Genomic DNA, 13280 nt, shown 5'->3' on the forward strand with positions numbered 1-13280 from the left:
TAAGAAAATGATAAAATATGGTCATAAACCTTATGGATTTCAGTCAATGCCAATAGACAACATTATCAAATCGCAAGAACAAGGGAAACTGTTTGGTTATAAATTAAAAGAAGAATTAAACCCAAATAATAAGCTATATAAATTAAGAGAATTAATAAATTGGTCTAGGCTCGAAGAGTGGTTATCAAAAAATGTTTGTATTAAGAAATTTGGTAGAAATAGAAAATGTCATAGAGTGATGCTTGGCATAACGATGCTACAAGCAATGTATAATTTTTCAGATTCATTATCAGAGGAAGAGCTAAAAGAGAATATGTATTGGCAGTATTTCTGCGGGTGGGAATATATAGAAAAAGACATAGCTATCTCGGAAACTAGTATACGACGGTTTCGTAGTGTATTAGGTGAAGCTGGATATAATGAGATATTATCGGAGTTGATCAGGGTTGGGATAAAAACTAACACAATTAAAAAAAAAGATTTGGAATTAATCATCGCTGATACGACTGTACAAATTAAGAATATCAAACACCCACACGATGTTTATTTAATGGATAAAGCTAGGCTTAGCATAGTAAAGCTTTGCAACAGTTTGGGTATACATTTGAATGAAACATACGCTAGAACCTATAAACGCGATATAGTAAAGCTATGGAAATATAAAGAACATAGTAAAGCCAAGAAGCGTTGGAAAATAATGAAGCATTTAAAAATATTACTGGGTCGTTTGATTAGAGTATGTGAGCGTGAGATCAAAAATAAGCAATTAAACTTGTCTCTCAAAAATCAAGAAGTATTGCAAAAAATAAAACAAATACATAACCAATCTGTTTTAAAAAGAGAAGCTAAAAAGCAATATAAAGAAGATAACAAAGTATTATATAGTTTTCATGCCCCTGAAGTAGAGTGTATAGGAAAGGGAAAACGCAACAAGCCATATGAGTTTGGCAATAAAGTAGCGGTAGTAGTAAGTGGTCGTAGAAATTTTGTTTTATCCGCAAAATCGTTTCATAATAATCCTTATGATGGTCATACATTGCATCAGAGCTTTGAAGCAGTAGAGAGTGTCACTGGAATCAAGATAAAGAAATCATTTGTTGATCTTGGGTATAGTGGTAGCAATGTAAAGGAGAAGAGTAAGGTATATACCCCAAAAACGCGGAAGAAGTTGTTACAAGAGGACAAGTCTATGATCAAGAGACGCAGTGCCATAGAACCAATAATAGGTCACTTAAAGCAATATGGTCGGATGGGTAGAAACTTCTTGAAAGGTATGATAGGAGATATTATCAATCCAATAATCTCTGCTATTGGTTTGAATTTACGATGCATTGCAAATCATTTACAAATCGTGTCTAACTCCACATAAATCAAAAATATCATCATGCAAAAACTAGATGAACGATAAAAAATCGTTAACAATAGCTCCATATCAAGTCTATCCGCCAAAAACACTTCAAATCCTGATCATTTGTAATGGGATAGAGTTTTGACAACAAATTGCTAAGATTTTCAATAAAAATTAATAAGTTATGTTAATTTTTACTGATACATTTCTGTGTTGGTCTAATTTTGATATGGAGCTATTGTTAACGATTTTTTATCGTTCATCTAGTTTTTGCATGATGATATTTTTGATTTATGTGGAGTTAGACACGATTTGTAAATGATTTGCAATGCATCGTAAATTCAAACCAATAGCAGAGATTATTGGATTGATAATATCTCCTATCATACCTTTCAAGAAGTTTCTACCCATCCGACCATATTGCTTTAAGTGACCTATTATTGGTTCTATGGCACTGCGTCTCTTGATCATAGACTTGTCCTCTTGTAACAACTTCTTCCGCGTTTTTGGGGTATATACCTTACTCTTCTCCTTTACATTGCTACCACTATACCCAAGATCAACAAATGATTTCTTTATCTTGATTCCAGTGACACTCTCTACTGCTTCAAAGCTCTGATGCAATGTATGACCATCATAAGGATTATTATGAAACGATTTTGCGGATAAAACAAAATTTCTACGACCACTTACTACTACCGCTACTTTATTGCCAAACTCATATGGCTTGTTGCGTTTTCCCTTTCCTATACACTCTACTTCAGGGGCATGAAAACTATATAATACTTTGTTATCTTCTTTATATTGCTTTTTAGCTTCTCTTTTTAAAACAGATTGGTTATGTATTTGTTTTATTTTTTGCAATACTTCTTGATTTTTGAGAGACAAGTTTAATTGCTTATTTTTGATCTCACGCTCACATACTCTAATCAAACGACCCAGTAATATTTTTAAATGCTTCATTATTTTCCAACGCTTCTTGGCTTTACTATGTTCTTTATATTTCCATAGCTTTACTATATCGCGTTTATAGGTTCTAGCGTATGTTTCATTCAAATGTATACCCAAACTGTTGCAAAGCTTTACTATGCTAAGCCTAGCTTTATCCATTAAATAAACATCGTGTGGGTGTTTGATATTCTTAATTTGTACAGTCGTATCAGCGATGATTAATTCCAAATCTTTTTTTTTAATTGTGTTAGTTTTTATCCCAACCCTGATCAACTCCGATAATATCTCATTATATCCAGCTTCACCTAATACACTACGAAACCGTCGTATACTAGTTTCCGAGATAGCTATGTCTTTTTCTATATATTCCCACCCGCAGAAATACTGCCAATACATATTCTCTTTTAGCTCTTCCTCTGATAATGAATCTGAAAAATTATACATTGCTTGTAGCATCGTTATGCCAAGCATCACTCTATGACATTTTCTATTTCTACCAAATTTCTTAATACAAACATTTTTTGATAACCACTCTTCGAGCCTAGACCAATTTATTAATTCTCTTAATTTATATAGCTTATTATTTGGGTTTAATTCTTCTTTTAATTTATAACCAAACAGTTTCCCTTGTTCTTGCGATTTGATAATGTTGTCTATTGGCATTGACTGAAATCCATAAGGTTTATGACCATATTTTATCATTTTCTTACGGATTGTTGTATTACTTCTTGTCTTAAAACCATATTATCTATAAGGCTTGTAGAGTTTTGGCGGACGGACTATCAAAATTAGACCAACACAGAAATGTATCAGTAAAAATTAACATAACTTATTAATTTTTATTGAAAATCTTAGCAATTTGTTGTCAAAACTCTATCCCATTACAAATGATCAGGATTTGAAGTGTTTTTGGCGGATAGACTAGCCAACAGGCACAGAGATAGGTTTACCAATTTCAAACATTTTGTTTAATAAGTGGCATTTAATAGACATTTCTTTTGTCATATTTTGATCATGTCTTGATAGAAACTTACTACCAAAAGAAGTTTTAAATCGAAAGAACGTGTTCTCTACACGCTCCCTTCTACCATAATTATTCTTTACCCTCCATGCTTGGTATCCTTTGTTTTGTTGATATATAACAGCTGCATCTCTCTCAGTGGTAAATTCCAGTATTAATTAAGCCAGATTTATATTTTCTTCCCATACCTCATTGGGTGTTTTATAACCGAGCACTTTTCTTGGTAAATTATTTAAAAAATCCTCAATTTCTTGTAATTGCTTTATTGTTAATTTTTTTATATCTAAAGATTTAGAGTATACTCTGTGCACCATTGAGTTAATCTTCTCTATCAATGGTTTTTGCCATGGAGAATAAGGATTGCAAAAATATACTTTTCGTTCAGATTTTGGCAATAGTTGTTCATGATTGGTAAATTCTTTGCCATTATCTAACGTTATGCTTTTGATTATATGCGACAATTGTTTAAGTTTTTTATTCATGTTACCAATCACATCTTGTGTTCTTTTTGAACGGTTTAAAGTGAGAAACACTTTTTGTGTTCTGATATCCACAAGAGCGCCTATATTACGACTTTGATTACCTTTGTTAAAAGTTAAATCACCTTCTAAATGACCTATTGCTGCTATCTTTCTATTTATCTCTGGTCTTTCAGTAATGGAAACTCGATTTGGTATTGTAATTCTTTTGTTTCTGATTCTTGTACCATGATGCAACCTATTTTTCCTTTTTCTTGCTAAAGATAAATATAATTTTTGCCTTTGTGCTATAGGAGATGTATAAATAAACTGGTATATACTCTCTGTAGAAATATTGACAGTATCTCGTGATAGTTTACGTCTACCTAAAATTATATCTGGTGAAATACCCTGTGTTAACTGCTTTATTATTTCTGCTCGTAAATTATTATCAATATCTAATTTTCTTTTTCTCTTACCTTGCCTTAAACTGCAAGCAAGTGTGTTAGCCCTATCTGGTCTATAATTATGCCTCATTCTCTTGAGTTCATAACATATAGTGCTTTTATCACGGCCAATCTTTGTCCCTATATATCGCGAGCTATAACCACTCTTATTCATTTCGTATATTTTAAATCTTTCATCTATCGTTAAATGAGCCATGATATATCTATATTTAAATGATGCTCCTCGCAGCAGAGCTACGAGGTATCTAAAAAAGTTTTAGTTGTTTCTTATGATATCACGAAGCAGAGCTTCGGGGAATTAAACCCTGAGAGATTAAAAATTGATTATATCTGGCTTAATTAATTATAGAACTTTCCAAGTGTTTCTCACTTTAAACCGTTCAAAAAGAACACAAGATGTGATTGGTAACATGAATAAAAAACTTAAACAATTGTCGCATATAATCAAAAGCATAACGTTAGATAATGGCAAAGAATTTACCAATCATGAACAACTATTGCCAAAATCTGAACGAAAAGTATATTTTTGCAATCCTTATTCTCCATGGCAAAAACCATTGATAGAGAAGATTAACTCAATGGTGCACAGAGTATACTCTAAATCTTTAGATATAAAAAAATTAACAATAAAGCAATTACAAGAAATTGAGGATTTTTTAAATAATTTACCAAGAAAAGTGCTCGGTTATAAAACACCCAATGAGGTATGGGAAGAAAATATAAATCTGGCTTAATTAATACTGGAATTTACCCTTTAAATATAGATATATCATGGCTCATTTAACGATAGATGAAAGATTTAAAATATACGAAATGAATAAGAGTGGTTATAGCTCGCGATATATAGGGACAAAGATTGGCCGTGATAAAAGCACTATATGTTATGAACTCAAGAGAATGAGGCATAATTATAGACCAGATAGGGCTAACACACTTGCTTGCAGTTTAAGGCAAGGTAAGAGAAAAAGAAAATTAGATATTGATAATAATTTACGAGCAGAAATAATAAAGCAGTTAACACAGGGTATTTCACCAGATATAATTTTAGGTAGACGTAAACTATCACGAGATACTGTCAATATTTCTACAGAGAGTATATACCAGTTTATTTATACATCTCCTATAGCACAAAGGCAAAAATTATATTTATCTTTAGCAAGAAAAAGGAAAAATAGGTTGCATCATGGTACAAGAATCAGAAACAAAAGAATTACAATACCAAATCGAGTTTCCATTACTGAAAGACCAGAGATAAATAGAAAGATAGCAGCAATAGGTCATTTAGAAGGTGATTTAACTTTTAACAAAGGTAATCAAAGTCGTAATATAGGCGCTCTTGTGGATATCAGAACACAAAAAGTGTTTCTCACTTTAAACCGTTCAAAAAGAACACAAGATGTGATTGGTAACATGAATAAAAAACTTAAACAATTGTCGCATATAATCAAAAGCATAACGTTAGATAATGGCAAAGAATTTACCAATCATGAACAACTATTGCCAAAATCTGAACGAAAAGTATATTTTTGCAATCCTTATTCTCCATGGCAAAAACCATTGATAGAGAAGATTAACTCAATGGTGCACAGAGTATACTCTAAATCTTTAGATATAAAAAAATTAACAATAAAGCAATTACAAGAAATTGAGGATTTTTTAAATAATTTACCAAGAAAAGTGCTCGGTTATAAAACACCCAATGAGGTATGGGAAGAAAATATAAATCTGGCTTAATTAATACTGGAATTTACCAACATCAAATTTGTATTGTCCATCAGATCAGGAATAGCCTCAAATATGTATCATATAAAGATAGAAAGCAATTAGCAGCGGATTTGAAACTAATCTATACTTCTGCTACTGAAAAAGAAGCAGAATTAGCTCTTGAGTCATTTGATCAAAAATGGAGTAAGCAATATCCGCATATAGCTAAATCTTGGTATAATAATTGGGATAATTTGATAATTTTCTTGCAATATCTAAAGGAGATTCGTAAGATTATTTACACTACAAATGCGATAGAATCGCTGAATAGCCAATTGAGAAAAGTTACTAAGAATAAACGCATCTTTCCAAATGATGACGCAGTATTTAAGGTTTTATATCTGACAATTGATTATATTACCAAAAAATGGTCTATGCCTATCCCCAATTGGAATGAAGCTATGGCTCATTTTATGATCAAATTTGATGGTAGAATTTAATGGTTCACGAAATTTACACAATTGATGAGACAGAGCCACATTTTTATTGCTATAGTTTTATTTTTTTCTGGATTCCCGCCTACAGGCTTTGTTGCATGGCTTAAAAAGCAAGTACAATGTCATCCCTAGCTAAAGGCGGGGATCCAGCATAAAGCGAGACAAAGCGAGCTTTTAGCTTTAGAAACTTGCTGCTTTTATGTTTATTTTTCTGGATTCCCGCCTACGCGGGAATGACATAAATGATCGGTGCAGTAGAGTCGACGCTACGCCTCTCCTCGCAATGACGATAGGTTTTAAGCACCGACAGCAGCTGAATCCTTCTTCGGCTGTCCTTCCAGCAACTTATCTAATCTTCCCTCTTTGTCAAGATCGTATAAATCATCACAACCACCTATATGCATATTATCTATAAATATCTGCGGAAATGTTAATCTATCAGGATTATTTAACTTCTTTCTTAATACTGCTACGTTTGGATCTTGAGAGTTTTGAACTTCGATTTCTTCATAAAAAACTTCTTGTTTATCAAGTAGTGCTTTAGCTTTCATGCAATAGGGACAACCAGCAAGGGTATAAATAATAATAGCGTGTAATATAGCTTTATTCATAATGTTGTACTCTTTTATTAAATTTTAATATATTATCTTAAACTATAAATGTTAAAGCAAGAAAAAAGCGATGAGTAACTTTTCTATTATATCAGATTATAAACCAGCGGGTGATCAGCCAAAAGCAATTGATAAAATTATCAAGGGCTTAAACAACAAAAAACGTTCTCAGATGTTGCTTGGTATTACAGGCTCGGGTAAAACCTTTACTATGGCAAATATCATAGAAAGGACCAACCGACCGACGCTTATTATGGCACATAATAAAACGCTAGCTGCACAAATTTATTCTGAAATGAAATCAATTTTTCCCAAGAATGCAGTTGAATATTTTGTCTCATATTATGATTATTACCAGCCGGAAGCTTATATACCCAAAACCGATGTTTTTATAGAAAAAGACTCCTCAATTAACGAGCAGATTGACTTAATGAGGCACTCAGCTACAAGATCGTTATTAGAGCGTCGTGATGTTATAGTTGTGTCCTCTGTTTCTTGCATTTATGGTCTTGGCTCGCCTGATTTATACTATCAAATGACAGTCAATTTAGAACCTGGTAAAAGTTACCCTCGTGATAAGCTACTTAATGATTTAGTGAATTTGCAATATGAGCGTAATGATATTGGTTTTGAACGTGGTTGCTTTCGGGTTAAGGGGGATAATGTTGATGTTTTTCCATCACACTACAGCGATAAGGCTTGGCGTTTGTCATTTTTCGGTAATGAACTTGAGTATATTCACGAATTCGATCCGCTAACTGGTGAAAAACTTGTCAAGCTTGATAAGGCTATAATATATGGTAATTCTCACTTCGTAATGCCGAAAGAGACAGTAAATAAAGCAATATCAGAAATTGAAGAGGAATTGCAAAAACGTATCGCATTCTTAAAATCGCAAGACAAATTACTAGAAACACACAGGATCAATCAACGCACTCAGTACGATCTGGAAATGCTAACCGAAACAGGCAGCTGTAAAGGTGTGGAAAATTACTCTCGGTTTTTCACAGGTCGTAAAGCCGGAGAACCACCGCCCACCTTGTTTGAATATCTCCCAAAAGATGCATTATTATTTGTTGATGAAAGCCACGTATCCGTACCGCAAATTAGAGCTATGTATAACGGTGATAGAGCAAGAAAAGAAGTGCTGGTAGAGCATGGATTTCGTCTACCGTCAGCTCTTGATAATAGACCGCTAAAATTTGAAGAATGGGATAATTTTAGACCACAAACTGTTTTCGTATCAGCAACGCCATCACTTTTTGAACTAAATGAAACCGGCGGCGAAGTTGTAGAGTTAATAATTAGACCTACAGGACTGCTTGATCCTGAATGCATTATTAAGCTAGCTACTAATCAGGTTGAGGATTTAGTGGGCGAAATTCAAAGCACGATTGCCAAAGGCTTCCGAGTATTAGTTACAACTCTTACCAAAAAAATGGCAGAAGATTTAACCAATTATTTGCAGGAACTTAAATATAAGACCTCTTATTTGCATTCTAACGTTCATACATTAGAGCGTATCGAAATATTAAGGGATTTAAGGCAAGGAACAATTGATATTTTAGTCGGAATTAACTTGCTGCGTGAGGGTTTAGACATTCCCGAATGCGGTTTAGTTGCCATACTTGATGCTGATAAAGAAGGGTTTTTGCGTTCGGAAGTATCGCTGATACAAACAATTGGTAGAGCTGCAAGAAATAGTGAGGGAAGAGTTATTCTCTATGCCGATAAAATGACTAAGTCCATTGACAAAGCTATTAGCGAAACGATGCGTAGACGAACGATTCAGCAAGAACATAACGAAAAATACGGCATAATTCCAAAAACCATCAACCGCACTATCCATGCTTTAGCAGAGCTTGAGAAAGTAGATAGCAAGCTTGATAAAAAACAAACCCATAATTTATTTGAAAATCCAGCTAAGCTAAAAGCTCATATTGATAAACTAAGAAAAGAAATGCTTAAAGCTGCAAGCAACCTTGAATTTGAACAAGCAGCAAAGCTTCGTGATCAACTCAAAACCCTTGAAGAAGCAGCATTAGAATTGAGTTAGGTATTTTTCAAATAAAACGAGTATTATAATGGACTAATGGTATGGACCTCCTGATATAGAGAATGAAAAGCAGTTGCTAATCTTCTAGGGTTAATATTTAACATATTAAAACAACAATTAAGGAGGTCCATATGGAGGTTACTACAATTGGTATAGATATTGCAAAAAGAATTTTTCAAATTCATGGTGTAGATAAAAATGGCAAGACAGTATTAAAGAAAAAATTGATGAGAGATCAGGTTTTGACATTTATGGCTAATTTACCACAATGTTTAGTAGGGATGGAAGCTTGTGGTGGTTCTAGTTATTGGGCAAGAGAAATAACTAAATTAGGGCATGAAGTAAAACTAATGGCACCGCAATTTGTCAAACCATATGTTAAAACTAATAAAAATGATCAAGCAGATGCTGAAGCGATATGTGAAGCCGTGACAAGACCTAATATGAGATTTGTTGCAATTAAAACTATAGAGCAACAAGAAATTTTATCAATACATAGGGTAAGAGAGAGATTGGTAAAAAATCGTACAGCACTTGCTAATGAAATTAGGGGGCTACTACATGAGTTTGGTTTTATTGTTCCTCAAGGCATTAATAAGGTTATCACAAAATTAATTGAGATTTTAGATGCAGGGAAATTAAGCCAGTTAAGTTATCAAACATTTAGTGAACTAAAAGAAGAATTCTTAGATAATAACAGAAAAATAAAAGAGATAGAAAAACGATTAACAATGATAGCAAGTAACCTAACTCAATATCAACGATTAAGAGCTATACCTGGTCTTGGTTTAATTACTGCTACTGCTTTAATAGCATCAATAGGTAATGCTACAAGTTTTGAGAATGGCAGGCAATTATCGGCATGGCTAGGATTAGTGCCAAGACAACATTCAAGTGGTGGGAAGGATAAGCTGCTGGGAATTAGCAAGCGAGGTGATGTATACTTACGCACTTTATTAATTCAAGGGGCTAGAGCTGTACTAAATGCCAAGATAAGATTTACATCGGAAGAACAGAAATCTAAAAAAGATTTTAGCCAATTTACGAAATGGATGTTTAATTTATCTGAGCGAAGTAGCCATAATAAAACGACAGTTGCCATAGCTAATAAGTTGGCAAGAGTGGTGTTTGCTGTACTAAGATCAGGAGATGATTATGTAGAGAGTAAAGTTTGTAGCTAAAGAGTGTGTAGCATAGCACTTATAAGTAAAATAAATGGTGATTTATATAATGAATAGGTAAAAGCAAAACAATATGTAAGAGATTCCAACCCGAAATATGCTTGAGATAATTAATATTGATGGTAAATAAGACAAACCTTAGCTTACAAAAAAACTGCGTTTTTCAGTGGCTCTTTTAGAAGCCGATGGACTGATAAGTATATAGTTTGTAAGCCAGCGAATTCCATCAGGGCTGTAGAATAAATTAGGTTGATTTATCAGCTATAAGCCGGATACATGACTGCATTTGTTTGTTTTTATTATTGATGTTATTTTTTTCTTGCATTCTACAGGAGGTCCATACATGAAAAAATTGGACAAAAAAATGAAGGAGTGTGTTGCCGCAATAAGTTAGAATAAATAGCAATAAACTTAAGAGGAAAGACGAAGAAAAATAAAGTAAAAATTTTCAGTGCTTCAGAAAAAACGAGGATAGTATTAGAATTAATAAAGAGGAGTCGACACTTGGTCAGTTAGCTTCAAAATATGCAATAAGTGTTAAAACAATTCAAAATTGGCAAAAACAGTTTTTAGGGAATGCGGCATTAGCTTTTGAACCAGCTAAAGTTTTGAGTGAATATCAAGAACAAATAAATCATTTACAAGAGCAAAATGATGAACTGGCTAAAGCTCTTGGTAGAATCACAGTTGAGAGGGACTGGGCCGTGGGAAAGCTCAAAAGCTTGGATTTATCAAATAAAAAGAGTCTTGTACACTCCAAGCTAAATCAACTCTCAAAATCAAGACAGTGTGAACTATTAAAGATTAGTCGATCTACAGCCTACTATAAATCCAAGGAGATGAGTATAAATAAATTAAGTATTTTAAACAGAATAGATGAAATATATACAGATAATCCTGAATTTGGTCATCGCTATATTCATCAACAGTTACTAGAAGATGGTTTTATTGTCGGGGAAAGTTCTATAAATGATGCTCCTCGCAGCAGAGCTACGAGGAGCATCATTTAAATATAGATATATCATGGCTCATTTAACGATAGATGAAAGATTTAAAATATACGAAATGAATAAGAGTGGTTATAGCTCGCGATATATAGGGACAAAGATTGGCCGTGATAAAAGCACTATATGTTATGAACTCAAGAGAATGAGGCATAATTATAGACCAGATAGGGCTAACACACTTGCTTGCAGTTTAAGGCAAGGTAAGAGAAAAAGAAAATTAGATATTGATAATAATTTACGAGCAGAAATAATAAAGCAGTTAACACAGGGTATTTCACCAGATATAATTTCAGGTAGACGTAAACTATCACGAGATACTGTCAATATTTCTACAGAGAGTATATACCAGTTTATTTATACATCTCCTATAGCACAAAGGCAAAAATTATATTTATCTTTAGCAAGAAAAAGGAAAAATAGGTTGCATCATGGTACAAGAATCAGAAACAAAAGAATTACAATACCAAATCGAGTTTCCATTACTGAAAGACCAGAGATAAATAGAAAGATAGCAGCAATAGGTCATTTAGAAGGTGATTTAACTTTTAACAAAGGTAATCAAAGTCGTAATATAGGCGCTCTTGTGGATATCAGAACACAAAAAGTGTTTCTCACTTTAAACCGTTCAAAAAGAACACAAGATGTGATTGGTAACATGAATAAAAAACTTAAACAATTGTCGCATATAATCAAAAGCATAACGTTAGATAATGGCAAAGAATTTACCAATCATGAACAACTATTGCCAAAATCTGAACGAAAAGTATATTTTTGCAATCCTTATTCTCCATGGCAAAAACCATTGATAGAGAAGATTAACTCAATGGTGCACAGAGTATACTCTAAATCTTTAGATATAAAAAAATTAACAATAAAGCAATTACAAGAAATTGAGGATTTTTTAAATAATTTACCAAGAAAAGTGCTCGGTTATAAAACACCCAATGAGGTATGGGAAGAAAATATAAATCTGGCTTAATTAATACTGGAATTTACCGTTTTGTTCCATAGTATTATTGATAATTTAAATGCGATTGTTTGATATCAATGTGCTATGATTTGTATATGGTAATTTAATTCAAACATTTTTGTATAGAAGAGATTGTCCTTTGCTTTTCCATTTATCAATAATCTTCGGATTAATAATTAATGGTTCTTTACAATCAAGCAGCATGCCGTAGAGAATATGAGCATTATCAGGGTGCAAATAATCAAACCCAGCCTTCACAAATAATCCACCGAGCATAATCTTTTTTCTGCTATCGGCTTTACGATCAAAGTTTATAGCTTTTTGTAATTGCATACGAGTATACCATAATTTTTTTGTGACTAATTTAATCAGTTTTGACGTTGCCTGATTTTGGTTTACTGGGCATTCTTATTTTTTGACCTAGTGCTTTAAATTCATTTAAGATCGGATGATTTTTATTATCGACATTTTTCATAAACTTTAAAAATCCAATTAGCAATCTATCATCGATTGTTAGAGCATTACATACTTTAAAGATGTTAAACAATTCTTCTTTACATTTTTGAAGCAATTGAGTTTGCTGAGTCTCTAACTGTGCTTCTATTTTAGCAATACGTTCTTTTTTAAGTTGCTGTAAATTAGCAAGTTTAATAGCTGTAGCAATAGCTTTAGTGGTCATCATGGTTACCTAATCTATAAAATTTACTGTAATTTTAAGTTCTGAGTATAATAAAGTATACCATTTCTTTTACAGATATAGCGGGGGATCATTTAAGGGGGCAGCCAGCCCCCTTAAAACCCCTAGTGTAACAAACAAGAAAAAAGTAGTATGAAAAAACCATGAAGTATAGTATAGTAGTAGAATTCTCGTAAGAGTGCACTTTCGCGTTTTGTTGGCACAAAACGCTATGCGCTCAGTAAGTAGAACAATATCTGTAAAGTATTAATCTCTCAGGGTTTAATTCCCCGAAGCTCTGCTTCGTGATATCATAAGAAACAACTAAAACTT

General features: G+C 33.0%; 11 protein-coding genes and 2 pseudogenes. 8 read left to right on the forward strand and 5 right to left on the reverse strand.

Annotation, left to right across the window (positions count from 1 at the left end; all coding sequences use genetic code 11):
- Positions 1-7: 7 nt before the first annotated feature.
- Positions 8-1369, forward strand: coding sequence for an IS5 family transposase (locus AAHI98_RS08230; RefSeq protein WP_342224717.1), 1362 nt, complete (start codon positions 8-10; stop codon positions 1367-1369).
- Positions 1370-1639: 270 nt separating this feature from the next.
- Here the strand turns inward: AAHI98_RS08230 and AAHI98_RS08235 are convergent, their stop codons facing one another.
- Complete coding sequence (locus AAHI98_RS08235; protein WP_342224717.1) at positions 1640-3001, reverse strand: IS5 family transposase; 1362 nt, start codon at positions 2999-3001, stop codon at positions 1640-1642.
- A 477-nt stretch (positions 3002-3478) separates the two neighbouring features.
- Positions 3479-4441 carry an IS30 family transposase gene (locus AAHI98_RS08240; protein ID WP_342225615.1) on the reverse strand — a complete coding sequence of 321 codons (963 nt, stop codon included), beginning with the start codon at positions 4439-4441 and terminating at the stop codon, positions 3479-3481.
- Between the two features lie 151 nt (positions 4442-4592).
- Between AAHI98_RS08240 and AAHI98_RS08245 the strand changes: the two are divergent.
- The 3 genes and pseudogenes from AAHI98_RS08245 to AAHI98_RS08255 all read left to right on the forward strand — a co-directional run.
- Positions 4593-4979 (forward strand): annotated as a pseudogene (locus tag AAHI98_RS08245) (IS30 family transposase); the annotation flags it as partial.
- 37 nt (positions 4980-5016) lie between these two features.
- The gene (locus AAHI98_RS08250; RefSeq protein WP_342225615.1) at positions 5017-5979 is read left to right on the forward strand and encodes an IS30 family transposase; all 963 of its coding nucleotides are present in this window, start codon (positions 5017-5019) and stop codon (positions 5977-5979) included.
- A 17-nt stretch (positions 5980-5996) separates the two neighbouring features.
- Positions 5997-6449, forward strand: a pseudogene (locus AAHI98_RS08255) (IS256 family transposase); the annotation flags it as partial.
- A gap of 293 nt (positions 6450-6742) precedes the next feature.
- Here AAHI98_RS08255 and grxC read toward each other — a convergent pair.
- Positions 6743-7057 (reverse strand): glutaredoxin 3, encoded by a 315-nt coding sequence (gene grxC / locus AAHI98_RS08260; protein WP_342225617.1) that lies wholly within the window; start codon positions 7055-7057, stop codon positions 6743-6745.
- 70 nt (positions 7058-7127) lie between these two features.
- On the opposite strand from grxC, the gene uvrB reads away from it, so the two are divergent.
- The 4 genes from uvrB to AAHI98_RS08280 all read left to right on the forward strand — a co-directional run bounded on the left by uvrB (position 7128) and on the right by AAHI98_RS08280 (position 12280).
- Positions 7128-9113: an excinuclease ABC subunit UvrB gene (uvrB, locus tag AAHI98_RS08265; protein ID WP_342225618.1), complete on the forward strand. Its 1986-nt coding sequence runs from the start codon at positions 7128-7130 to the stop codon at positions 9111-9113.
- A 131-nt stretch (positions 9114-9244) separates the two neighbouring features.
- Complete coding sequence (locus AAHI98_RS08270) at positions 9245-10294, forward strand: IS110 family RNA-guided transposase (protein WP_342224642.1); 1050 nt, start codon at positions 9245-9247, stop codon at positions 10292-10294.
- Positions 10295-10902: 608 nt separating this feature from the next.
- Positions 10903-11304, forward strand: coding sequence for a hypothetical protein (locus tag AAHI98_RS08275; protein ID WP_342225619.1), 402 nt, complete (start codon positions 10903-10905; stop codon positions 11302-11304).
- Between the two features lie 13 nt (positions 11305-11317).
- Positions 11318-12280, forward strand: coding sequence for an IS30 family transposase (locus AAHI98_RS08280; RefSeq protein WP_342224646.1), 963 nt, complete (start codon positions 11318-11320; stop codon positions 12278-12280).
- A gap of 99 nt (positions 12281-12379) precedes the next feature.
- Here AAHI98_RS08280 and AAHI98_RS08285 read toward each other — a convergent pair whose 3' ends face one another.
- On the reverse strand, positions 12380-12604 hold the full coding sequence (locus AAHI98_RS08285) for a conjugal transfer protein TraD (protein WP_342225620.1): 225 nt from the start codon (positions 12602-12604) through the stop codon (positions 12380-12382).
- A 31-nt stretch (positions 12605-12635) separates the two neighbouring features.
- The gene (locus AAHI98_RS08290) at positions 12636-12953 is read right to left on the reverse strand and encodes a hypothetical protein (protein WP_342225621.1); all 318 of its coding nucleotides are present in this window, start codon (positions 12951-12953) and stop codon (positions 12636-12638) included.
- Positions 12954-13280 lie beyond the last annotated feature (327 nt).

Origin of the sequence: Rickettsia endosymbiont of Urophora cardui (assembly GCF_964030725.1) — a bacterium.
In the GTDB taxonomy this organism is placed as follows: domain Bacteria; phylum Pseudomonadota; class Alphaproteobacteria; order Rickettsiales; family Rickettsiaceae; genus Rickettsia.

Coding starts and splice junctions, on each gene's coding strand:
- AAHI98_RS08230 (WP_342224717.1), top strand. CDS start 8: ATGATAAAATATGGTCATAAACCTTATGGATTTCAGTCAATGCCAATA.
- AAHI98_RS08235 (WP_342224717.1), bottom strand. CDS start 3,001: ATGATAAAATATGGTCATAAACCTTATGGATTTCAGTCAATGCCAATA.
- AAHI98_RS08240 (WP_342225615.1), bottom strand. CDS start 4,441: ATGGCTCATTTAACGATAGATGAAAGATTTAAAATATACGAAATGAAT.
- AAHI98_RS08250 (WP_342225615.1), top strand. CDS start 5,017: ATGGCTCATTTAACGATAGATGAAAGATTTAAAATATACGAAATGAAT.
- grxC (WP_342225617.1), bottom strand. CDS start 7,057: ATGAATAAAGCTATATTACACGCTATTATTATTTATACCCTTGCTGGT.
- uvrB (WP_342225618.1), top strand. CDS start 7,128: ATGAGTAACTTTTCTATTATATCAGATTATAAACCAGCGGGTGATCAG.
- AAHI98_RS08270 (WP_342224642.1), top strand. CDS start 9,245: ATGGAGGTTACTACAATTGGTATAGATATTGCAAAAAGAATTTTTCAA.
- AAHI98_RS08280 (WP_342224646.1), top strand. CDS start 11,318: ATGGCTCATTTAACGATAGATGAAAGATTTAAAATATACGAAATGAAT.
- AAHI98_RS08285 (WP_342225620.1), bottom strand. CDS start 12,604: ATGCAATTACAAAAAGCTATAAACTTTGATCGTAAAGCCGATAGCAGA.
- AAHI98_RS08290 (WP_342225621.1), bottom strand. CDS start 12,953: ATGATGACCACTAAAGCTATTGCTACAGCTATTAAACTTGCTAATTTA.